General features: G+C 35.4%; 12 protein-coding genes. All 12 read right to left on the reverse strand.

Translation table 11 applies throughout. The features are described 5' to 3' along the window. Positions 1-144: 144 nt before the first annotated feature. The 12 genes from ACFSC2_RS05410 to ACFSC2_RS05465 all read right to left on the reverse strand — a co-directional run bounded on the left by ACFSC2_RS05410 (position 145) and on the right by ACFSC2_RS05465 (position 25,120). Positions 145-2,565, reverse strand: a complete 2,421-nt coding sequence (locus tag ACFSC2_RS05410; RefSeq protein ID WP_379816385.1) for a glycoside hydrolase family 2 TIM barrel-domain containing protein — start codon at positions 2,563-2,565, stop codon at positions 145-147. A 34-nt stretch (positions 2,566-2,599) separates the two neighbouring features. Continuing rightward, on the reverse strand, positions 2,600-5,065 hold the full coding sequence (locus ACFSC2_RS05415) for a glycoside hydrolase family 95 protein (RefSeq protein WP_379816386.1): 2,466 nt from the start codon (positions 5,063-5,065) through the stop codon (positions 2,600-2,602). 188 nt (positions 5,066-5,253) lie between these two features. Next, positions 5,254-7,239 carry an alpha-L-arabinofuranosidase C-terminal domain-containing protein gene (locus ACFSC2_RS05420; RefSeq protein WP_379816387.1) on the reverse strand — a complete coding sequence of 662 codons (1,986 nt, stop codon included), beginning with the start codon at positions 7,237-7,239 and terminating at the stop codon, positions 5,254-5,256. Between the two features lie 24 nt (positions 7,240-7,263). Then, the gene (locus ACFSC2_RS05425) at positions 7,264-8,703 is read right to left on the reverse strand and encodes a glycoside hydrolase family 28 protein (protein WP_379816388.1); all 1,440 of its coding nucleotides are present in this window, start codon (positions 8,701-8,703) and stop codon (positions 7,264-7,266) included. A gap of 132 nt (positions 8,704-8,835) precedes the next feature. Continuing rightward, positions 8,836-10,365, reverse strand: coding sequence for a glycoside hydrolase family 28 protein (locus tag ACFSC2_RS05430; RefSeq protein ID WP_379816389.1), 1,530 nt, complete (start codon positions 10,363-10,365; stop codon positions 8,836-8,838). 154 nt (positions 10,366-10,519) lie between these two features. Continuing rightward, the gene (locus ACFSC2_RS05435; protein WP_379816391.1) at positions 10,520-12,157 is read right to left on the reverse strand and encodes a sodium/sugar symporter; all 1,638 of its coding nucleotides are present in this window, start codon (positions 12,155-12,157) and stop codon (positions 10,520-10,522) included. 215 nt (positions 12,158-12,372) lie between these two features. Next, complete coding sequence (locus ACFSC2_RS05440) at positions 12,373-13,515, reverse strand: acyltransferase family protein (RefSeq protein WP_379816392.1); 1,143 nt, start codon at positions 13,513-13,515, stop codon at positions 12,373-12,375. 102 nt (positions 13,516-13,617) lie between these two features. Continuing rightward, the gene (lacZ, locus tag ACFSC2_RS05445) at positions 13,618-16,755 is read right to left on the reverse strand and encodes a beta-galactosidase, LacZ type (protein ID WP_379816393.1); all 3,138 of its coding nucleotides are present in this window, start codon (positions 16,753-16,755) and stop codon (positions 13,618-13,620) included. A 303-nt stretch (positions 16,756-17,058) separates the two neighbouring features. Next, on the reverse strand, positions 17,059-17,946 hold the full coding sequence (locus ACFSC2_RS05450; RefSeq protein WP_379816394.1) for an inositol oxygenase family protein: 888 nt from the start codon (positions 17,944-17,946) through the stop codon (positions 17,059-17,061). Positions 17,947-18,397: 451 nt separating this feature from the next. Next, a complete protein-coding gene (locus ACFSC2_RS05455) occupies positions 18,398-22,435 on the reverse strand; it encodes a hybrid sensor histidine kinase/response regulator transcription factor (RefSeq protein WP_379816395.1) in 4,038 nt (1,345 codons plus the stop codon). 52 nt (positions 22,436-22,487) lie between these two features. Continuing rightward, the gene (locus ACFSC2_RS05460; protein ID WP_379816396.1) at positions 22,488-24,329 is read right to left on the reverse strand and encodes a metallophosphoesterase; all 1,842 of its coding nucleotides are present in this window, start codon (positions 24,327-24,329) and stop codon (positions 22,488-22,490) included. Positions 24,330-24,550: 221 nt separating this feature from the next. Further along, positions 24,551-25,120: a hypothetical protein gene (locus ACFSC2_RS05465; protein ID WP_379816397.1), complete on the reverse strand. Its 570-nt coding sequence runs from the start codon at positions 25,118-25,120 to the stop codon at positions 24,551-24,553. Position 25,121: the final 1 nt, after the last annotated feature.

The following is a 25,121-nucleotide window of genomic DNA, read 5'->3' on the forward strand; positions in this document are numbered from 1 at the left end:
GTTGATTAATCTATTCGTTTTAAAAAGCTCCACGGGAGCGACATATCATCCCGCTGGAAATCTGCTCTTTACCTATTTTATTTCTATAAATATTTAATCCCTCTGGGATTTTGACCTGCGAGTTCTTCTCACAGGAAGTTTTAATTATTTTACATTAATGGTAACCTCAACAGGTTTTAACCATTGACTTGTGAATTTCACTTTAATTGGTTCTGTCGAATCGCCATTTGCCTGAATATATGCTGCAATATGTCCATGAAAAACACGCTGAACATTATCTGTATAATCGGTCATGTCGCTGTTGTTTCCCGCTTCTAGACCTAATAAAGTTGCAGAGCCCGAAATCGTACAAGTTATTTCATTGTCTGAAAGCATAACGGGAAGTCCGTTTTGGTCTTTTACTTGAACCATGATTTTTGCCACTCCTTTGTCTTTGCTTATGCTAATATTTTTATCCGCAATCGTTAATTCAAAAGGCTGTTGTGTGGAATTAATTGCATAACGGCTTACTTCTTTGTCATTTTTATCCAATCCAACTGCTTCTAATTTTCCTGATGTAAATGGAATATCCCAATAAATAATTCCAGTTTTTTCATCGTATAATTTTGTTTCGCCGACAACTTTTCCGTTCAATTCCAAACGTGCTTTTGTTGCATTCGTATAACAAACCACACGGATTTTTTGTCCTTCTTCGTAATTCCAAATTGACCACGCATCTTTCGAAATATCTTTTTCATTTATAAGCGGATAAGTTCCCAAATAAATCATTGGTTTATCGGACCATAACGACTGACGGAAATATCCTCGCGGTTTAATAACGCCCGCAAAATCAACCAAACCAGAATAAAATCCTCTAGAGGGCCATTTTCCTGATTCTCCCAAATAATCAATTCCTGTCCAGAGAAACTGTCCGAAAATATGTTTGTTGTTTTTAACTGCGAGCCACGGCTGCATGTCGTGTGTATTTTCACTTCCGTAAATAACGCGATTTGGATATTTCTCGTGATCTGACTGGTATTTACTTTCGGTATAATTATATCCCGTAATATCCAAAGCGCCTGGATATTCTGTTTCGTTAGACATGGCCACTCCAGCCAAACCTGCCGTTGTGGGGCGTGATTTATCGTATTTCTTAACTGCTGCAACCAGACGTTTTGCAATTGCTCCAAGACGCATGGCATCGGGAGCATCTTTTTTGTATCCGCCGTAAGTGGCTTGTCCGAAACCATCTTTTCCTTTGTCTAAAACTGGATGCGAATACGGATCGTTTGGATAATCTACTTCGTTGCCAATACTCCATGCAAAAACCGAAAGATGGTTTCTGTCGCGTCTCACAAAATCTTCTAAATCTTTTTCTGCCCAATCGGCAAAAATATCAAACGAGCCTTCATAACCCGGCGTACCGTAATTCCAGCCTTGTAACCATTTGCGTTTTGGAAATTCCCATTCGTCATAAGCTTCATTCAAAACCAATAAACCCAATTCATCACAAAGTTCATAGAAATCCGGCGCCTGCGGATTATGACTGGTACGAATGGCATTTACGCCAATTTCTTTCAATGTTTCTAATCTCGTTTTCCAAACTTCTCTTGGAACTGCCGATCCTAAAACGCCGGCATCGTGATGCAGACAAACGCCTTTCATCTTCATCCATTTTCCGTTAAGGGCAAAACCGTTATTGGCATCGAATGTAAAAGTTCTAAAACCAGTCTGCGTTTCGGTTCTATCGATTTCTTTTCCGTTTTGCAAAATCGTAGTTTTTAGCTGATACAAATTCGGATTGTCTAAATCCCATAACTGTGGATTTTTAACCGAGATTTTTACTGCTATTTTTCCATTTGCATTAGCCAAAACTGCTGTCTTTGAAGAAACTTTTGCAATAGATTTTCCTTTAAAAAATAATTCATTTACAACGGTTAGAGCTGTTTTTACAGCAGCATTATTTTCTACTTCCACTTCAACATTCAAAATTCCGTTTCCATTTTGTACTTCAGGATAGGCATAAACTCCCCATTGCGCTATGTGAACCGGATTTGCGTACACCAGCCAGACATTTCTGTAAATTCCAGAACCGCTGTACCATCTTGAATCTGCGCTTTGACTGTGATCTACACGAACCGAGATACTATTTTCACTCCCAAATTTGACAAATTCTGTCGCATCATAAGCAAATGAAATATATCCGTTTGGACGTTTTCCTAACGAATGCCCGTTGATGAAAACTTCACTTCTGTTATAAACGCCTTCAAAATACAAATACACTTTTTCTCCCGCTTTGCTCTGCGGAATATTGATTGATTTTCTGTACCAAGCAATTCCTCCCGGCAGATAACCTGTACAACTTGCCAAAGTCGGACTCAATTGTCCTTTTACGCTCCAGTCATGCGGCACATTTACTTGTTGCCATTTGCTATCGTCAAAAGTGCTATTTTTAGCATCGGAAATATCCTGAAGGTTAAATTTCCAGTTGTCATTTATTTTCTTTGCATCTCCAAACGAAATTTGAGCTAACGCCGAAAAACACGTAAGAAAAAGTGCGGGCAGTAAAATTTTATTTTTAAACACTCTATATTTTTTTTAGTTGTTAAATGAAAGTTTATTAAAGAGATTTTATGATATAAGAAATGCCTTTTTTGGTCTCAAAAACAGCGGTATACCCAATAGCTGATTTTTCGCTTTTGATATTCAGTTTTTCAATTACGAAAGGTTCTGCAGATCTTATTTTACAAGTACCTCCCTTATTCGATACGATTTTGGTCTGACTCATTTTACCATCATTCCATTTTATATCTACAGTAAAATTGCCTTTAGCTTTTATACCTTTAATTTCTCCATCTGTCCAAGCGTCTGGTAAAGCAGGAAGCAAATGAATTTCATTGTTCTGGCTCTGCAGCAGCATCTCGATTACGCCTGCCGTGCCCGCAAAATTTCCATCGATTTGAAATGGCGGATGTGCATCAAACAAATTCGGGTAACAGCCTCCCTGTCGTTTGTACTTAGGATCATTATCTTTTGTCAATCTCAACTGATTCTTAAATAATTTATAAGCATGATTTCCGTCTAAAAGTCTTGCCCACATATTTACTTTCCATGCTAAACTCCAGCCCGTTCCATCGTCTCCGCGAAGTTCCAGCGTTTTCTTAGCAGCACTTGCTAACTCTGGTGTTTTAAGAGGCGAAACTAAATTAGCAGGATGCAAAGCATAAAGATGCGAAGTATGTCTGTGATGCGGATCTTCATCTTCAAAATCTTTATACCATTCCTGAAGCTGTCCTTTACTTCCAATTTTAAATGGTAATAATTGTTCTTCCGCTTTACTTACAGTTTGTCTGAAATCAGCATCAGTATTTAGAATTTTAGAAGCTTCAACTGTATTTTCAAATAAATCTTTTATAATACCAATATCCATTGTAGACGCAGTTGTGACAACACCTCCTTTTTTGCCATCATAATAATATTTGTTTTCTGGAGAAGTGGATGGCATTGTTACCAAATATCCATCTTTATCTTTTTGCAGCCAATCTAAACTAAATGCAGCCGCGCCTTTCATGATCGGATATACTTTTTTGAGATATTCTTTATCACTTGTATATTGATAATGTTCCCATAAATGCCTGCTTAACCAGTTGGCCCCCATATACCAGTTTGCCCACATTGGGTCTCCTTTTCCAAAATCTCCAACGGGATTTGTTGTAGCCCAGATGTCTGAGTTATGATGCAAAACCCAGCCATTGGCATGATAATAACTTTTGGCTGTTTCGGCTCCTGTTACAGAAACATTTTTTACAAAATCGTCAAGCGGAAAAAACAATTCGGATAAATTTGCCGATTCAACGGGCCAATAATTCATCTGAAGATTAATGTTCGTTGTATAATTACTGCTCCAAGGCGCACGAAGTTTATTGTTCCAAATTCCCTGTAAGTTCGCTGGTGCGTTGTGTGTGCGAGAGGAAGAAATTAATAAATAACGACCGTATTGAAAAAATAAAGCCTCTAATCCAGCATCTTTTTCTCCTTTAGCATATTGTTCCAAACGAATATCTGTTGGAAGATTGGATTTACTATTTTCTTTTTCATTTAATTGTAAAGATACTCTATTGAATAATTTTTGAAAATCTTGAAGATGTTCTTTAACTAAATTATCATATTTTTTTACTGATGCTTTTTTAATTTGATTTTCAGCAAAGGCATGTTCGTCTTTTCCCTGACTATCTGGACATTTATCGAATCCGTTAAAACTGGTTGCAGCCGAGATAAAAAGTACTATTTCTGAAGCATTTTTAATCACGATTTTGTTTCCTTCATAACTTACCGTTCCTTCTTTTACAATTGGTTTTACGATTAATTCAAAACGCATTCCGCGGCATCCAGTTGGATCATCATAAATAACAGGTTCTTTATTGTAATCGATATAATTTGGATCGGCGTGTGAAGGTGCTTTTCCTTTTAAAACCAAAGATTTATCGTTTATTGATTTTTCATTTCTTAAAAGACTGGAAGCATCAAGTGTAATTGAAAGTTTCTTTGTTTGATCTGCCGAAAGTTTCAAAACAATACATTGTGCAGGTGCAGATGCGAAGATTTCTCTTTTATAACTTACGCCGTCAACTTTAAAATTGGTTACGGCTAATCCGGTTTGAATATCCAAACTTCTGTTATAAGAATCTGCTTTTTTTCCACCGAAATCTTGTTTTAAAATCAGATCTCCTAAAGGCATAAAACTCTCACTGTAAGCGCCCTGCATATTTTTGGTCAGATTATAAGCTTTGTCAAAATCTTCCGCTTTAAGCGCTTCTCTAATTAAAGCAAGGTTTTTAAAAGCATCCGGATTTACGTTTTTCTGTACAGGTCCGCCACTCCATAAAGTCGCCTCGTTTAGTTGAATTAATTCTGAATCTACTCGGCCAAAAACCATTGCACCAAGCGTTCCATTTCCAATTGGAAGCGCTTCTGTCCATTCAACCGCAGGCTGATTGTATTGCAGTTTTAAATCCTGCGCATAGCCAGAAAGTCCAGCAAGTACAGCGGAAAATATAAAAAGCTTTTTTAGAAAATGATACAGCATGTATTTTTAATTTATAATTAAATGTATGGAGTATTAATTTTCAACACATAGAGACATAGATTTTTCTACTGCAAAAAAGGGAATTAAAAGAAACTCGTTTCTCACACATAGCTATGTGCATTAATGAAAGTGAAACGTCTTTTTTTAAGACTCTAAAAACTATGTCTCTATGTGTTGAAATTTTATAATTAAATTGTTTTCAGTTTCAAAACCGTTACCGAATACGCTGGAAGACTCAATTGCTGTTTTCCTTTCGTAATTTTATATTCACTTGTTTTTGGACTTATTTTTTTAGGTTCTGCAAACGTATTTTCGTCCTGAACATTCGAACTCACAAGTGTAATCATACTTCCTTTTGAACCTAATTTTTCTCCTTTCAAATCGATTGCAACTTCCTGATTGGATGCAGCAGTATTAACCAATTTCACAATAATTTCTTTTATATTGACATCTTTTACAGCCGATGCATACAAATTATTTTGTCCAATTAAAGCTTTACCATCTTGTGTAATATTCAGTAGATCTGTTCCTTTATTAGTTGAAAATAATTGCTGTACATAATAATTTGCCGAACCATAAGATTGGAGATTATTGAACCAAATCATATCTGGTGTCCATTGCCAAGCGTCTTCGTGAGCCATTAACGGTGCATACGAAGTCATATTAACCACTTCTGCATTTCGTTCTAATCCTGTCATAAAAGCGGCTTCAGAAAATGCACATTCCCAATTGTTTCTGTTGTTCGGATTGGCACCTGAAACACTTTGTGCTGCATATTCTCCCGCAAATATTTTTGGCCCTTTTCTGTCGTAATTATCATAACGTCCCGCATTTTCTCTAAACCATTTTGGACTTTCGTAATAATGCTCGTCTACCAATTCTGCGTTCAGTTTTTTTAGTTCTGTCATCGCATAATCAAAATGTTCTCCTTTTGGAGAAGGTCCAGTTCCCGATACAATGATGATTTTTGGATATTTTGCTTTTATGGCTTTTTCGAAAACTTTGTATCGGTCAATATAGTCTTTCCCCCATTGCTCATTTCCAACTCCAATATATTTTAGATTGAACGGTTTTGGATGTCCCATATCCGAACGAAGTTTTCCCCATTTTGTATTCACATCGCTATTTGCAAATTCAATCAAATCTAAAGCGTCCTGAATATACGGATCGAGTTCGTCCATTGGAGCTAATTCTCCTGTATTATACTGGCAAGCCATTCCGCAGCTTAAAATGGGTAAAGGTTCTGCTCCAATATCTTCTGAAAGCTGAAAATATTCAAAAAATCCCAATCCGAAACTTTGAAAATAATCGGGAGTCTGTTTGTGGTTGAATTCGACATTCCAACGGTTCATCATTGTTTTTCTTTCCTCCACATTTCCAACCGATTTTTTCCATTGGTAACGGTCTGACAATGTTCTTCCCTCAACAATACAACCGCCCGGAAAACGTAAAAAACCTGGTTTTACATCATATAAAAGTTGTACAAGATCTTTTCTGAGTCCGTTTTTTCTGCCTTTCCAAGTATCTTCAGGAAAAAGCGAAATCATATCCAAATCGATAGTTCCGTTTCCTTCAAAAGTGATTTTTAGTTTTGCTTTTGCTTCCGTCTGACTCGCTGTAAACTGGGATGTATACGTATTCCATTGCTCCGAATTTGGAACAATACTCGTTTCTCCAATTACTTTCAGATCTTTATCAATCAACTGGAAAATAATTTTTTTAATGGCTCCATTATGATTGGCAGCTTTTAATGAAAGATTGTATTTCGCCTCTTTCTTCACTCCCATTCCTCTAAATCCTTCATTGACTAAAGTATATCCTTTATCATTGTTGATTTCAACCCTGCAGAAATTAGAATTGTTTTTTTCTTTCGAAAGATTAATTGGCAAAGCACTACCCGATTCTTTGTTCATTGACGATCTTTTGGTATTTGGCTGTTCCCAACCCATCATCGGTTTATCAAATTCAAAAGATCTGTTTTTAATCATTTCGGCATATAAACCACCGTCTGCAGCAAAATTGATATCTTCAAAAAACAACCCAAACATTGTAGGCTGAATTTTGGTAATCGTTTTGGAAGCATCGACTTCTAAAGTTGCTTTTTGCGCATTGGTATAAAGACTGCTCAATAATAAACAGCCAAAAATGGATTTAGAAAGGAAGTTATTTTTCATAGTTTTTTGGAAATAGTCAGATGCTTATTTTTTTACAGCTTCTAGTTTTTCAGGAAAAGCCGCATGTCCATCTAAATTAGTAATAATTATAGAATCTACATTTTTACTTTCAATGGCATATTTAAAATAATCTGGTTTGTTTTTACCCCACTGCACAGTACAATTCTGTACTTTAATACGTTCGGCATTTTCAAAATAAAATCCTGAAGTGCTTCCTTTTACAAAACCTTCCACATTTGCAGGACGTCTATCGTATAATCCACCAGGAAAAGAAGTTGTTTTGTCTATAAAAACACTCACATTGTCAAAAACAATATTTTGGATTTTATCTTTTGATTCGCCGCTTACAAACACCCCATTTTCTCCTGTACATTGAATATTAGAAAAATAGATGTTTTTAATTTCGCCCACTTTTCCTTCTGTTGCCCCTTTTGGAAAACGCCAATTGGCATCTTTATGATTTCCTTTTGCCCTGCTAAAAGCTGTTACATAAATCGGTTCTGCTTTTCCCCACCAAGTATCGGTGTTCAATTTACTTTCGATAATAATATTAGAAAAAATAACATCACTTACAGTTCCCTCATCTCGGTTCTGAATTCCTAAAGCACGGTTGCTGTTTTTAATGATACAATTATTGAAAACAACTTGTCTGATCGCATCCATATTTTCGGAACCAATTTTAATCGCGCAGCTGCTGCTTGTCATCGTACAATTGGTAACTGTAATATTTTCGCAGGCACCAAATTCTTCAAATTCTCGGCGGTTTTTCAAGCAGATACAATCGTCACCGCTTTCGATATAACAATCGCTGATTCTAACATTTTTGGAATGATCCAAATCGATTCCGTCGCTGTTACGGACTTTTAAACTGTTCAATAAAGTAATTCCACTGATAACAACATCATTACAGCCAACCAAATGCACCGTCCAATAGGCCGAATTTCCAATATGAACATCTTTTATCCTGATATTTTTTCCGCCAATAATTGTCAAAACGTGAGGTCTTGGATCTAGAACATTAAACGGTTTCAAAATATAAGCGTCCTCTTCTTCTGCTCCCATGAAGGAAATTCCGTTTCCGTCTATTTTTCCGCTTCCGCTAATGGTAAAATCTTCTATATTTTCTCCTCCAATCCAAATCGTTCCTTCTCCGGGATTGGTTCTAAAAGCACTTTTCGTGTACAATTTTTCATCTGGACTTGCCAATAATTTAGCGCCCGCTTCGATATGTAAATCGACTTTTGATTTCACGTCAATTGGTCCAGCTAAAAAAGTAAATGGTGCCGGAATTAAAACTCTTCCTCCTGTTTTAGTGCAGGCATCAATTGCTTTTTGAATGGCTACCGCATCATTGGTTTTTCCGTCTCCTTTTGCTCCGTATTGTTTAACATCGTATACTTTTTGAGCCATTAATGTAAATGACATACAGAAAAAAAGTATCGTGATAATTGCTTTATTTTTCATCTCTTTTTTATTTATTATTAATCTCGCAAAGGCGCAGAGTCGCAAAGTTTTTCTCTTAAGCTTTTTTTAATAAACTTTGCGACTCTGCGTCTTTGCGAGCAATTTTCGGCACTGCATAAAAAACTTAAAAAACTACCTTGCAGGCAATTCAAATTTATTCTGTTCTGGTTCTATTTTTCTTTTTGCAGCTTCGCTGTCCAAATTGCTTGACAAAACATCTTTAAAAACAATCTGATCGTTTTTATCTGATGGAATATCAATCGCTTTCATGGTTAGATTTTTAACATCATCAAAAACAAAAGCGGGACGGAAATCCTCTTTATCCAAAATCAATTTGATGTTTTTCATTTCAATTCCGTTGACATGGCGCACATAAAATCCCCAAGAAGGCAATTCTCCAAACATCGTAAATTCAGGATAACCGTTGATGTTTTCTTTTACATCTTTCAATCGGCTTAACGGATGATATGCCATTCCTTTAGAAGCTCTTCCCGGATATACAATTTCTATATTTTCTAAAGTTACATTTTCTATAGAATGTCCCGGAATTCCTGCAATTGAAGATGGGAATGGATTATGAAAATAATCTACTTCTGGTCCGCGCATGTCGTAATCAATATCCGGACGACCAAACGGAACTTGTACTTTTACATTTTTAACTGATACATTTTTGATATAGCCGGCTTTTTCTCCATTTCGATGCCCTAAACGAATTAATATTGCATTTCCAGTATTTACAGCTGTAACATCTGAAACTTTGATATTTTCGATTTCTGCCCCATCAACAGATTCAATTGCAACCGCCGATCTAAAAGTGTCAAAAACTTTGATATTTTCAATCGTTACATTTTTAAAACTTCCATAAGAACCTGTACCAAATTTTACTGCATTCGCACTTGATCTAATCGTGCAATTTCCAATGTAAATATTATTATTGTGCAATCCAGGAATTTCCGATTTTAAGCAGATTCCGTCATCGGCTGCGTTTACGTTGCAGTTTGTTATTCTAACATTTTCACAGCCATCAACATCGATTCCGTCATTGTTCCAATAGGCTCTGCTTTCTACTTTCATAAAATCAACTACAATATTTTTGCATGCTCTAAAACACATTGTCCAGCCTGGACTATTTTTTAATGTAATATGAGTCATGGTAATCGAATCGCATTTTACAAACGAAATCAGTTTTCCTCTTCCGTCTTCAGGACGCATTCTTCTGTAGTTGTATTTTGGATCAATTCGAACTCCCGTATGATGCAGAGAATCAATTGCCAGAGCCAATTCTCTTCCTTGTCCGTCAATAGTTCCTTTTCCGTTTACGGCAATATTTTTAGAACCATTAGCAATAATAAAAGCTCTGATTCCTTCATATTTTGGATAATCATCTGGATTGGTACTTCCTAACAAAATCGCATCATCTTCAAAAAACAATTCCACATTATCTTTTAAAACAATGCTTCCGGATAGAAAAGTTCCTTTAGAAAAAACAACTTTTCCGCCTTTGTTTTTATTGGCTGCATCGATTGCTTTTTGAATGGCCTTTGTATTTAGGGTTTTCCCATCTCCTATGGCACCGTATTTTTTAATATCAAATAACTTCTGTGCCGAAACGCTGAGGGAAAGGCAAAAGATAATGAAGGTAATTATAGATTTCTTTTTCATTTGTTTTTATTTTTTTTGTTTCACGCAGATTTTTCAGATTTAGGCAGATTAAATTTGATTTTTTTTTAATATCTGCAGAATCTGCTTAGATCTTTTTAAATCTGCGTGAAACAAAAATCTTTTAATCATTTAATTTCTTGACTAACTTTAAAACTTACCAGAAAACAGTGTACAAAGCCACTAATATTCCACAAATAATAAAGGATCCTACGATAAACTCTGATGAGACTTTAAACATAGCATTATCAACTTCTATCGCATGATTTTTTTCTTCTTCATCTAAAACAGGTTTTGCCAGACTGATTCCAACCATTAAAAACACAATGATGAAGAAAACAATCGTCATTCTATCTAAGAAAGGATAATCAGGGAAAGCACCTTCTGTCCACATGGGAAGGAATTTTAAAACTGCTGCAATCGGCACTGTCAATAATGCGCCCGCCAATCCAGCTGTTGGTGTTGTTTTTTTCCAAAACATTCCTAATAAGAAAATCGCTAAAACTCCAGGTGAAAAGAAACCAACATATTCCTGAATAAATTGATATGCTTGATCTAATGATTTTAATGCCGGAGCTACAAAAGCTGCAATAATCATACAAACGACAACGCACCATCTTCCAGTGCGAACCAGTTTCTTTTCTGATGCCTGCGAATTGAAATATTTTTTATAAATATCTAAAGAGAAAATAGTCGAAATACTATTGGCTTTTCCAGCTAAAGAAGCTACAATTGCTGCAGTCAAAGCGGCTAAAGCCACACCTTTTAATCCAGCAGGCAATAAATTCATTAAAGTCGGATACGCGTGATCTGGTTTTAAAACGCCTGTTGCATCGACCATTTCTTGTTGAAATGTTCCATTTTGATGCATTACAAACATGGCAATTCCGGGTAAAACGGCAATAATTGGCACTAATAATTTTAAGAAAGCAGCAAATAAAATTCCTTTACGGGCCGTTTTTAAATCGGCTCCTAAAGCTCTTTGAACTATATATTGATTACATCCCCAATAGGCCAAGTTATTAATCAGCATACCGCCGACCAAAACCGACATTCCTGGTAATTCATTATAATGCGGATTCGATTCGTCTAAAATCATATGCAAATGATCTGGCGCCTGATCTGCTATTACGGCAAGTCCTTTTAGAATATCTTTTCCAAAACCAAACTGATCTGAAAGTAACGTTAACGCTAAATAAGTGGTTACTAATCCGCCCAAAATCAAAACGATAACCTGAAACATATCGGTATAACCAATCACTTTCATTCCGCCTAAAGTTACGATTACCGAAAATAAACTCAAACCAATAACACAAAACTGAAAACTCACTGGTGCAATAGATGAAATCGCCAAAGCGCCTAAATAAATAATCGAAGTTAGATTGACAAAAACATAAATCAACAGCCAGATAATCGCCATAATCGTACTCACGGTGCCACTGTATCTTTTTGCCAAAAACTGAGGCATCGTGAATATTCTGTTTTTAAGATAAATGGGCAGGATAAACATGGCTACGATAATCAAAGTAGCGGCAGACATCCATTCGTAAGAAGCAATCGCCAATCCGATCGCGAAACCCGAACCGCTCATTCCGATAAAATGCTCTGCTGAAATATTAGAAGCGATTAAAGAAGCTCCAATTGCCCACCAAGTAAGCGATCCTTCGGCCAGGAAATATTCGTTTGAACTCGTTGCAGCGGTTTTTTTGCTTCTGTAAATATACATTCCATAGGCTGTGACTATGACAAAGTATATGAAGAAAACAATGTAATCTGCGGTTTGTAATACATTCATAATGGTGTGGTTAGGTTTGGTTTGGTTAGTAAGTAAAATGTATTTTTTTGAGAATTGTTGAAACACATAGATTATAACTCATAAAAGGCATTTTGTTTAAATGCATCCCGATAGCTATCGGGACTATGGGTTAGAAACTAGTTTCTTTTTATTCTCTTTTTATATTAATGCATCATAAAATCTATGTCTCTATGTGTTAAAAATCTACGGTTTCCTTAAATTTTTAGAAACCATTTTCTTTTATATAAAAAGTACAGTAAAATAAGCTGTACGACGGTTACGGATAAAGCAGCAAAAAAAGGCTGCCAAACGATCGGCGTAAAATTTATAAGTCCGCCGAAAACATAATCTGCTGTGTGTTTAAAATCGATTAAACCTTCTGCAGCGATGTAGATTAGGATTGAATTGGAACCGATTAAGATTAACGGAAATGCCCATTTATGAAAACCAAACAAATCAATTATCACATAAAAAAAGACAAAAAACAAAATACTGAATCCGCCGACAAAACATACAAAAGAGCTTGTCCATAAATGTTTATTGATTGGAAAACTAATATCCCAAATAAGGCCTGCAAAAATCAAAATCACAGCCGCTAAAGCCATTAACAATAGTCTTATTTTTATTGAAAAAGAGCATTTTACTTTTAGAAAAGTTCCGATAAAAACACCTAATAAAGCGGTTGAAACAGCAGGAAGAGTCGAAAATATTCCTTCAGGATCATACACAGTACTATGCAGTCTGCCTGGTAAAAGCAATCGGTCAATATAACCTTCGAGCGAACCTTCTTTGGTTAAAACTCCTGCTCCAAAATCAGGAACTGGAATCCATTTCATTGCCACATAATAACCAATTATAATCCCGAAAAACCAGATTAACTGTTGTTTGAAATCAAAATTCAGATAGATAATTCCGGCAAAAAACCAAGCCAGTCCGATTCTTCCTAAAACACTTGCCAAACGTGTTTGATCTAAACTTTCAAATCGGAGTAAACCATTCACTACAAATCCCAAAACTAATAAGATAGCAGTTCTTCGGAGCATGGATAAATATATTTTTCGCTTTTCTTCTTTAGGTAAATCTTTTGCCGATTTTACGCCAGCCAAATGTATTTTCTTCTCAAAAGAAAACGGCATCGAAACCCCCGCTACAAACAGAAAAATTGGAAAAATCATATCGTAAAATGTGATTCCGTTCCATTCTGCATGATGCAATTGTGATGACATCCAGATAAAAACCGGAATCGGAGCCGCTTTAGCCAGAGCGTGAATAACATGCTCTCCGCTCATAATCCAAAACATCACAAAACCGCGCAGGGCGTCTAAAGAAATTAATCTTCCAGTTGTATTGTTACTCATTTTTTTAGTATTCGCTTTTGGGTTAGTCTTTATTCCCAGTGCAGTTTTCAGTACCAACTGTGACTGAAAACTGAGACTGAAAACTAAAGCAACAGGTTATATTTAAAGTGGTTTTATGACAAATCCGTAGCTGTATTCACTTTGTTTTAATTGATATTGCTCGTGTGGCGGCAATCCCCAGCTGTTATCACCTCCAAGTCCGCGTTGCGTTAAGTCGACGCATACCACAACTTCATTTCTTGGTGTGATATCACTGGAATGAATATTCTTTTTCGAAATTCCGCCGTCAAAATCACTCGGATAATTATTTAAAGTACTCATACCTAAAGGCTGCAGACCTTTTATTTCAATGCCGTTTCCTTTATTCGCTGATAATTTAAACCAACGTATATCTGTCTTGTATCCATTTTCTTGTGGGCGTGTATAAGGCACATATTGGTCTGCAACTTTACTAGTATAAATTCCTTTTAATGAAGATGTTTTTCTGTCCGGATAATTTTCTAAAGGTCCTCTTCCATAATAATCCAGATTTTCTAAGCTGTTTTTTAAAGTGAAAATCATTCCGAAACGCGGTAATTCTGGTACCGGATTATTTCCTTTTTTATAAGATGCCTGAATTTCTAAAGCCCCATCATTTCCTAACGCGTATTTGATCGTGTAATCTGAAGCAACATCATTCAGTTTTAATTTGGCAATGATGTATTTTTTACCGTTTTCCTCTGTTTGCTGAATGCTTTCTAACGAAATATTTTTTCCAGCCGTTCTCCAAACATTCGTTCTAACCTGCATTTTGTTTCCAATATCATTATCGGTTGGTGCTCTCCAGAAATTAGGCTCTGGATATTGTTTGAAATATTCTTCGCCTTTGATACTGTAATACGAAATCAATCCAGTTGATTTACTGATTTTAACGGTAACATTCTCCGAAGTCAAAACAAACTGATCTTTTTCGTCCTGTACTTTTGAACTTCCAGCGTTTTCAGATTTTGCAAAATATTTATCGTCTTCAATTACAAACTGTTCTTTCGCAATTTCGAAGTTCTGAGGCAATAATTCTGAACCTGTTTTCGTATTTGCAAAAACATTCAATAAATATTCTGTTCCTTCTTTTGATTCTAATTTTGGTAAATCAATTTTAAATTGTTTTTTTGATTTTGGATCTAAAGCAACATTCAGAGTTCCTTCTTTAATTACTTTTCCATTTTCTAAAACTTCATATCTAAAATTGTATTTGTTCAAATTGGTAAAACCAAAATCGTTATTGATTTCAATAACTCCATTTTTGATGTCAACCGCTTTGAATAAGATATTCTGATATACTTTCTTCACTTCAAAAGCACCTGGATGCGGTGTTCTATCAGCATAAACTAAACCGTTGTGACAGAAATTTTCATCATTTAAATAATTCTGACTTCCCATGTCGCCACCATAAGCCCAGTATTCTCTACCCGCTTCATCTTTTCTTTTATACCCTTGATCGACCCAATCCCAGATAAAACCGCCTTGCATGTTTTTGCTGCCGCGAATGATATCCCAGTATTCTTGAAAATTTCCACTGCTGTTTCCCATTGCATGCGAATACTCACACATGATATACGGACGACTCACTTCTTTTCTTGCCGCATATTCTTTCATATATTCAATCGTCGGATACATTGGGCAAACGATATCTGTATTTTCATTTTCTTTTGCCTGCTCAAACTGAACCAATCTAGTAATATCTCTCTTTTTGATCCATTTGTAAGCTTCGTGAAAAACGGGTCCGTTCGCACTTTCATTACCTAGTGACCAGATAATTACAGACGGCATATTTTTATCTCTTTCTACCAAACTGTAAATTCTGTCCAAATGTGCTTCTCTCCATTCTGGAAGAAAACCTGGGTTCGTTTTTGGATTCATCCAAATTAACGGCTGTCCTTCTACTCCCATTCCGTGGCTTTCGATATTGGCTTCGTCCACCAAAAACAATCCGTATTTGTTACAAAGTTTTACCCATAAAATATTGTTCGGATAATGACTGCAGCGAACTGAATTGATATTCAGCTGTTTCATCATTTTGATGTCTTTCATCATCGTTGCTTCGTCCTGATAATGTCCTGTTTCTGGATTGTGTTCGTGAATATTAACTCCATGAACCATTAATCGGACTCCATTTACCAATAATTGGCTTCCTTTTAATTCGACTTTTCTAAATCCGATTTGTGTTCCAACGGTTTCTACAATATCACCTTTTGCATTTTTTAAAGTCAAGACTAAAGTGTACAAATTAGGTGCCTCACTGCTCCATAATTTTGGACTCGCTACATTTTGAGAGAAATTTAAAGTCTGAGTTTTTGCCCCTTCTAAATTGACATTCAATTCTTTTACAAAAACATTTTTCCCAGAAGCATCAACCAGTTTTGCAACTAATTTTTGATTGTTAACTGAAGTTGAAGTCAGATTTTTCAAACTTACGTCAACATTCAAACTTCCGTTTTTATATTTCGCATCTAAATCTGGTTTGGCAAAAAAGTCTGCAATGCGCACATTAGCTGTACTGTACAGATAAACATTTCGGTCAATTCCAGAAAGTCGCCACATATCCTGATCTTCCAGATACGAACCGTCGCTCCATCTGTAAACTTCTATCGCTACGTCATTTTTTCCAGCTTTTAAATATTTAGAAATATCAAATTCTGCTGGACTTTTAGTGTTTTCTGTGTAACCCACTTTTTGTCCATTTACCCAAATATACATGGCTGAAGTTCCTGCTTCAAAATGAAGAAAAACATGTCGGCCGTTCCAGTTTTCTGGCAAAACAAAATCTCTTTTATAAGATCCAACCGGATTATCCCAATGATTGATAAAAGGCGGATTTTTTTCGAAAGGATAGGTAATATTGGTATAAATCGGAACACCGTAACCATGCAGTTCCCAATTCGAAGGCACTTGAAGTTCTTTCCAATGCAACGTACTGAAATCCGTTTTATAAAAATCCTTCGGACGCTCGTCTGGTGTTGGCGACCAAGAAAATTTCCATTTACCGTTTAACGAAAAATACCACGGTGAGTTTTCATATTTATCAATTATAACAGAAGTTTCATCCGCATACGGAAGAAAAGCAGCGCGAGCAGGTTCTCTGTTGATTTGAAATACAAGTGGATTTTCCCAATCATTACGGTCTTTTTCTTGAGCCGAAACAACTGCAACACAAAGCTGCAAAAGGCTTATAAAAAATATTTTGGTTTTGGTTATCTGCATTATTTTGGTTTTAGATAGCTGTCAATTATTTTTTTAAACACATAGAAACATAGATTTCACTTTTCTTGAAAAGGTTAATGAAAGAAACTAGTTTCTAACACATAGCCTCAGAGTTTGTCATTCCGATGAAGGAGGAATCTTCGCAAGTAGCTCTACAAAGATTTTGGATTCAGATTGAGGAATTTCTCGCGAAGATTCCTCCTTCGTCGGAATGACAAGATTGTGTGAACTGTGTTTGTTTAAACAAATGAAACACATTTCCACGAGACGAATAAATATGTTTCTATGTGTTTATATAAATTTTTAAAACTTCAATTTTTCTGGCAAATACTTCGCAACTAATTCTTTGTAATAAGGAAGTAATGCTTTTACATCTGGTTTAACGGGTGCTTTTGTGTACAAATCGTATGGATTAAATTTTCTAACCCAGTCAAACATTTCGATGTCTTTTTCATTCATTAAATGTAAATATGCATTTTCTTTATGCTGTGAATAAAATGAATGGTAACGAATCATATACAAAGCTGGATCTGGAAGATAATCTTTCATAATCTGATACAAATATTCGTCGTGACCCCAGCTCATTTTTACATTATCAAGTCCGCAGTTTTCGGTGTAAACGCCAAATTTAGTATTGAATCTTTCGTCTGTAAAATCTGGATTTTCTTTAAAGAATTCTGAATAGACAATTTTATCCGAATACGCACATCCAACAGGAAATGTATCTCCAACCACCGCCCATTGCGGTTCTCCAAACAGACATAAAACTTTTCCTAAATCGTGAATAAATCCTGTCAATACAAACCAATCGGGATGACCGTCTGCGCGAATAGCTTCTGAAGTCTGTAAAAGGTGTTGTGTTTGGTCTAAGTCAATATCTGGGTCACTGTCGTCTACAAGCGTGTTTAAAAACTCAACAGCTTCCCAGATTGACATTTCTTTTCTATTAAACTGCAGAAAGTCTTGTTCTTTACTGCATACAAAGTCATAAGTTTGATAGGTGTGGTTTATTCTGTAAAACTCTTTAACTGTTTCTACTCTTTCTGAATCGACATAATTTCTAAATTCTTCTTTCTGCTTTTCTTTTACCTCTTCATTATCTTCAGATGGATCTGGATATCGCATGAGCAAATCATCTTCCCACTCATCTAAATTATTCAACGGATTGTCTGTATCTATATGCTTTTTCATAATGGTAAATAGTTAAAAGTTAGAAGACAAAAATAGAATTACATCTACTTTTCAAAATGGATTAATACATCAAAAACATGGATAAAATTGATTATTGTAGGATTTTTACGCAATTAATTAGACAAAGATTGCTCCGTCTTTGAATATAGCCCAAGGTTTCAACCTTGGGGACGCGCAGGTTGGAAATACATTGTGTACCCAAGGTTGAAACCTTGGGCTATGTTTTGAATATTATTTCGTTAAAATCTATGTGGAGTTTCTTGCGGAGATTTGCTTCGCCTATTCGCTAGCGCTCGGGTCTCCTTCGTCGAAATGACAAACTAGGTGTAAATCTTTGCCAAAGTTTTAAACTTTGGCAAAGATTCCATCTCAAATAAATTTGTGCCAATTTGTGTAATTTGTGGCAAAAGAAAAAATCCTTATAATCTGTATAATCTGTGGCGAAAAAAACTTAATTAATCAATTTGCTCGGCGGGAAACCAAACTGCTTTTTAAAACAACGACTAAAATACAAAGGGTCATTAAAGCCAACCAAATCTGTTACTTCAGAAACATTGTATTTTTTGGTTTTGAGCAGTTCTGCCGATTTTTTTAAACGAATCGTTCTGATAAATTCGTTTGGAGCCAAATCTGTCAATTCTTTTATTTTTCGATATAATTTAGAAGAACTAACACCCAGCTTATCACACAGAAAATCGGTTGAAAGCTCCACATCGCTTAAATTATCGTTGATTAAATTGGTAACTTTTTCCATAAATTCCTCGTCGATTGGAGAATGTGTCAGCATACTTACATTACTTTCGACTTCTCCAGAGAATTTTTGTTTGAGTTCCAATCTCGATTTGATCATATTTTCTATGACCGTTTTCAGCAATAACGGCTCAAAAGGTTTCACCAAATAGCCATCGGCACCAATGTCATAACCTTTTACTTTGTCCATATTTTCACCCAGCGCTGTAAGCATCACTACTGGAATATGACTGATAAATTCATCATTTTTTAATTGCTGGCAAAACTCTAATCCGTCCATAACGGGCATCATTACGTCTGTTACACACAAAATAGGTTTTATTTGTCGGCAGATTTTTAAGCCTTCTTCCCCATTTTCGGCATCGTAAACTTTGTAGTAATCCGATAAATAATCGACCAGATATTTTCTGAGTTCGGAGTTATCCTCAATAACCAGAATCTTTTCTTTCAAATCGGTATTCTGAATGATTTTCTTCGCTGCTTTTTCTGGAATCAGCATACTCAGATTATCATTTTTCAATGCATATTCAAATACTTCTTTATGCTCGTATGAATCACGGTCAATCGGAAGTTCCACTTTAAACGTGCTTCCTTTTCCTGGCGTGCTTTCTACAGCAATAGTTCCTTTATGAATAGCTACCAAAGATTTTACCAACGACAATCCGATTCCAGACCCCGTATTGTTGGCTTTACTATTGGTTGCTTGATAAAAACGCTTGAAGATTTTCTCCTGACTTTTCACTGGAATACCAATTCCGTCATCGGTAACTTCAATAACCAAAATATCTTCAACAGTATCTTTCAATCTCACATACAAATCGACATTGCCGTTTTTATTGGTAAACTTTAAAGCATTAGAAAGTAAGTTGTATAAAATTTTATCATACTTATCATTATCCAGCCAGCCTTCGATTGCTTCGTCTTCGGAAATAAAATTCAGCTTAATTTTTTTGTTATAAGCCATTTCTTTAAACGAATCAAAAATATTCTTTGAATACGATAAAATGTCCGTTTTGGTTACTTTTAGTTTTAATTCACCCGACTGTGCTTTTCTGAAATCCAACACCTGATTCACCAGATTTAATAGTCGACTGGCATTTTGATAAATTAAATTATATCGGCTTTTTTCGTAATCCGTAGCATTATTGTTTTCATCCAAAAGTTGTTTGGCAGGACCTAAAATCAGAGTTAAAGGCGTTCTTAATTCATGCGAAATATTCGTGAAGAAACGCAATTTTTCATTGTTTAATTTCACGTCATGTTCTCTGTTTACTTTCTCAGTAAGCAGTTCTTGTTTTAAACGAATTCTGTTTTTGATTTCTTTTCTGATGAAATAAAATACTCCAAATAAAATCGCGAAAAACAATAAAAACGAAGTTGGTGTCAACCAAAATGGAGGCAGGATTTTTATTTTATAAGAAACCGTTTTACTCCAATATCCGTCACTGTTGCTAGATCGGATTTTAAAAGTATAATTGCCCGGATAAAGGTTGGTATACTGTACGATTCTGGACAAGCTTGTCGTTGTAATCCAATGTTTATCAAAACCTTCCAGCATATATTGAAACTTATTCAGCTTTTCATTTGCAAAAGACGGAGCCGAAAACTGAATCGAAAAGTTGCGGTTTTTATGACTTAATTCAATCTCTTTTCCATAATTCAAGTCGGTTAAAAGCGGCACTTCTCCATTGATTTCCATTTCTGGATAAACTTCTTCGTTCTGAATTTTAAATTCGGAAATAACGGGTTCCGGCGACCATTTATTTCTTTTCATTTCTGGAGGCGAAAAAGAAATGATTCCGTTTTTCCCGCCCAGAAAAATATTCGAATTATTAAAATAAAAGAAGCCGCTTGCGCTAAAAACATCCAATCTGTTACCACTGTTTACATGATAAATACTGATGTCTTTTAAATTCGATTTAACGAAAGCAATATTATTATTGTTGATATTCAGCCAAAGATTTCCATTCGCATCCGACAAAATATCAGTAATCCATTTTCCTGAAAGTTCTTTTAGATTCTTAACCGGTTCAAATTCATTTTTTTTCGGATTAAACAAACACAAACCAAAACGTGTTGAAGCCCAGATTTTTCCTTTTACATCGACCAAAACATCGCTCACATTTTCGTCATGCGGCACTCCTTTTTCTTTAATAAATAAAGACGAATAGGTATCAATTTTTCCTGAAGCAATACCATATTTTACAACTCCTGTTTCTGTCGCAAACCAAATATTATTTTTTGGATCTCTTTCAATTGCATTGATCTGAAAACCAGGCAATAGTTTCCCTTTTGAATTGTCTACTTGTAACGTTTTCGTATTCAGGATTACTGCGCCTTCACCAAAAGATCCGACGATCATCAAATCATCCGAAATTTTATTAAAAGCAAAAACCGGCGATTTTTCAAAACCCGCACTTATTTCTCTGGAAGAATTGGTTAGATAATTATAAACCAGAATATTGCCGTCCCAAAGTCCGCAATAGAAAATCTTTCCATCTTCAGAATAAATACTGGCAATATCTTTTCCAGTGTTGTGCAAAGGCGTTGAACTTTTGGTATTCGAAAGATAAAGTCCGTTGTGGTAAGTCGCTACAATAATTTTTTGGTCGTAAGTTTTGGCAAAACCACGAATTCTCGGCGCCTGATTGCCAATAGAGCGCGAAATATCTTTGTTTAAAGTAAATTGATTTTCATACGGATCGTATTTATCCAAACCGTCTTCTGTACCAATCCACAATACGCCCGAAGCGTCAAAATAAAGTGCAGAAATTAAGTTATCGATAAGCGATGTATCATCTGAAAGGATCGAATAATACCATTTGTAATTGCCTTTTTGAATGTCTTCTAACTGATCGCAAACCAATAATCCACCCAAAGTTCCAACCCAATATTTTCCGTCTGGAGCACGTGCAACCGATAAAAAATACGGACCTAAAGCGCCACGAATCTGCTTGTTTTCAATGTATAAATTGACAAACTGATTTTTAGCTTTATCCAATTTGTACAAACCTTCGCGTGTTCCGACAAAAATGTCCGATTTGGCATCTTCGTAAATAAAATTCAGGTACGGATTTTTGATGTTTGAATTCGGTACAGCAAGCGTATACGTGTTAATTCTGACGATTGCGCCTTTTGCATCGAGCGTGATTTTTACCACACCACTTTTCTCATAACTTCCTACCCAAATATTGCCTTTTTTATCTTCAAAAATCGACTTTACGTAATCAAAACCTTTAATATCGATTTTTTCGAATCGGTTTTCATTCAAAAAGAACAAATACATTCCTTTTGTTTTCGTTCCAACCCAGACTCTTTTAAATTTATCTACGTAAACAGATCGTACCTCATCATCAGGAAGGCTGTTTGGATCATTTTTTTTATTGAAAAAAGTGGTAAAAACATGCGTATCCATTTTGAAAAGCGTCAAACCTTTTCGCGTACCAATCCATAAATGATTGGAAGTTTCATCCAATTCTAAAGCCGTAATATCGTCGTTGTAAAGTCGGTTTTTCCCTGGCGTAGAACTCATGTAGTTTTTGAACTGATAGCCGTCAAAACGATTTAATCCAGAGAAAGTTCCAAACCACATAAATCCTTTTTTATCCTGCACAATATGGCGTACCGAATTGTGAGACAATCCATTATTGTCATTATAATGCGCAAATTTTATATTCTGTGAATACGAATGATAAAAGAAGGCACCTAACAAGAATAATAAAAAGGTTTTCTGACGCATGGAAATAAATTATAAATGCAATTTAACCTTTTTGTTTTAATAAATATCAAATTTATTTAACAGATAAATTGCCAATTATGTTATTTTTCAAATCAATTTTAAAATGATCGGAAGGTTTGCCGTTCTTGGTTTTCAAAAATATTTCGCCCCATAAAACTAGTTTGGGATTATTTGATTTTTTTAACTGTTTGCAGATCAAATCATATTGCTTTAATCTGTTTTTTCCAATTTCAGGAAAAGCGAGTTCATCGGCATTCTTTAATCGGTAAAAATCGAAAATCATGTCAAATCCTGTCCAAGATTCAAAATCAGAAAGTTTCAGCGAATTCTCTTTCAAATCTTTAGTCGTTTCTACAGCATTTTTATTTATTTCTAATAAATCCTTTCCTGATAATTTTTCAATTGATTGTAAAAAATCAGCCGAAAAATCTTCGGGAAGAAATCGTAAACGCACTAATTCTTTTAAATGCCAATTGATAAAATCTTTATAATTTTTTGCTTTTAGAATTTCTTTGTCCCAGATATCTTTATTTTGAATTTCTTTTAAATGCGCATATTCCTGTTCGTAAAAAGGGAACAAGCTATTGAAATTTTTCACTTTACCAACCACAATAGTTTCAATCTCTACTTCATCTTTAGAATGAATTGTCAAAATTTTATACGCAGGCATGTACGCAGCAAGCGAAGGTGTTTGAATGTTAAACAACGTATTTCCTTTTGCCGATGTTCGTACACCTGTATCGTTGATGTGCATGTGCCCGCCAAAATGAATCTGGATTCCAGCATCGGCAAACTGCTGCGCTACTTCTTCGTCTGGAACGCGTTGCAGCTGCATTTTATTAGCACCGAAAAGCTGTTTTAATTCTGGCGAAGCATTATCGTTAAACTCAACCATCGGATAATGACTGAAAGCAATCAACGTTTTACCTCTTTTTTTGGCTTCTGCCGAAACTTTTTTTACCCAGTTTAGTAAATGACTTTTATAAATCAGAACGTTATTGTAACCTGTATTCGCTCCCGAAAAATCATTTGGATTGTTGGGCTGTCCTGATAATTTCTCATTCGGAACATAGGCATTAGCATCGATTGCCAACAACCAGACTCCTTTAACAGGCTCTACCAAATAACTCGCATCGGGCAGATACAAATTGGTATTTTTTATTAGATACGTTCTTTTTTCTAAAGCGGATTCTTTATGCGCTTTTTCGAAATTATAATCGTCATAATTATAGTCTGAAAATGGTGTTTCCCAATACAAATAATTTTTGTTGGGAAAGAAACCAAAACTGCTCATTTCCTGAATCGTTTCTTTGTAACCCCAGTTTTTTATATCGGCTGTAATAATCGGTTCGAGTTCCGCTTTATTTTTATTGAAATTAGCTGCTGAACTGCTGATAATCTGCTCTTTTCCATCTTTTCCAAGAAAATCAGTTTTCACTGCATCTTGCGCAAAAGGCTTTACAACATCGTGATTTCCTGTTGTAACAAAAAAGGAAACTCCGTATTTTGAAGAATATTCGTTTAGTATTTTTCGAAGTCCGCGTACGTGAACTGGCTGTCCGTCGTCACTGAAATCGCCTGGAAGCGCCACTTGTTTAATACCTCTTTTTACAATATCATTTAAAGCTTCTAAAAAGGCAAAATAGTTTTCGTTGAAAATTCTGGTAGAATGCAACTGCGAATTCATCGTTCTGATATTGGCATATTCGCCCGTTTTCGGATTTTGAATTCCTTTGTAATCGTTGTCTTCAAATTTGGCAAAGATATCTTGTAAATGGGCATCGGCTATAAAAGCAATCTCAACGGGTTTGCTTTTCTGTGCTTGTGCTGTTTTGCAAGCCGTAATTGTAAATAATAGAACTAATAAACTTGATGTTTTAAATAAGCGGTTCATATTTTTATGTTTAAAATCTATTTTTTTGATGCTTTTTATGGTATTGTATTATTATAAATGAAAGCACTTTAATTTTGACACGGATAAAAACGGATTCGTTATCACGAAAACGCGGATTTAAGCGGATTTTAAATAAAAAAATCCGTGTAAATCCGCGTCTTTACGAAGTAAATCCGTTTTATCCGCGTTTAATTTTACACAAAGTGTATCTAAAAGCTAATTTAATTTTTATCTACCACTTTAACCAGCGTCCAGTTGATTCCCAACGGATTTTTAGTCACTTTACAGATCAACGGAAACTCCGGATTTTTTACAATCCACATTTCGGTCTCGTCGATTTGGGCTTTTATGTGAAAGGCTTCTACCAATTTTCCGTCCAAAAAAACATCTGTATTGGGGTCATTTGCAACTAAATCATAAGTCGTATTGTTATATAAAAACTTTTTATTTTTAACTAAATCCTGATAAGCTGACTGTGAAATCATAAAAAAGGTTTCAGTTGGTTTTAAATTTAAAACCGGCGAAAATTCTCCTTGATTATAACTTAAAGTATTTCCATTTTTTAATCCTTCTTTTGTGGTTACAATACTGCTTTTTACGCCTCTAGTTTCTAATTTAAAAGTGACTCCATCATTTACTAAAGCTGCAATTAAAGACAGCGTTCTGGTTTGTCCGTGCAGTTTGCAGACATAATGCAATTCGGTATTATTTTTAAGATTTGGAATTGTATTTTGTGCCTTTCCAATTTGAGAAACCGCACAGAATAGAAGGAATAAAAGTATTTTTTTCATC

Origin of the sequence: Flavobacterium artemisiae (assembly GCF_042678225.1) — a bacterium.
In the GTDB taxonomy this organism is placed as follows: Bacteria; Bacteroidota; Bacteroidia; order Flavobacteriales; family Flavobacteriaceae; genus Flavobacterium; species Flavobacterium artemisiae.

Bases quoted from the DNA above. Each gene is read 5' to 3' on its own strand.
- ACFSC2_RS05415 (WP_379816386.1), bottom strand. From the start codon at position 5,065: ATGCTGTATCATTTTCTAAAAAAGCTTTTTATATTTTCCGCTGTACTT.
- ACFSC2_RS05420 (WP_379816387.1), bottom strand. From the start codon at position 7,239: ATGAAAAATAACTTCCTTTCTAAATCCATTTTTGGCTGTTTATTATTG.
- ACFSC2_RS05425 (WP_379816388.1), bottom strand. From the start codon at position 8,703: ATGAAAAATAAAGCAATTATCACGATACTTTTTTTCTGTATGTCATTT.
- ACFSC2_RS05430 (WP_379816389.1), bottom strand. From the start codon at position 10,365: ATGAAAAAGAAATCTATAATTACCTTCATTATCTTTTGCCTTTCCCTC.
- ACFSC2_RS05435 (WP_379816391.1), bottom strand. From the start codon at position 12,157: ATGAATGTATTACAAACCGCAGATTACATTGTTTTCTTCATATACTTT.
- ACFSC2_RS05440 (WP_379816392.1), bottom strand. From the start codon at position 13,515: ATGAGTAACAATACAACTGGAAGATTAATTTCTTTAGACGCCCTGCGC.
- lacZ (WP_379816393.1), bottom strand. From the start codon at position 16,755: ATGCAGATAACCAAAACCAAAATATTTTTTATAAGCCTTTTGCAGCTT.
- ACFSC2_RS05450 (WP_379816394.1), bottom strand. From the start codon at position 17,946: ATGAAAAAGCATATAGATACAGACAATCCGTTGAATAATTTAGATGAG.
- ACFSC2_RS05455 (WP_379816395.1), bottom strand. From the start codon at position 22,435: ATGCGTCAGAAAACCTTTTTATTATTCTTGTTAGGTGCCTTCTTTTAT.
- ACFSC2_RS05460 (WP_379816396.1), bottom strand. From the start codon at position 24,329: ATGAACCGCTTATTTAAAACATCAAGTTTATTAGTTCTATTATTTACA.
- ACFSC2_RS05465 (WP_379816397.1), bottom strand. From the start codon at position 25,120: ATGAAAAAAATACTTTTATTCCTTCTATTCTGTGCGGTTTCTCAAATT.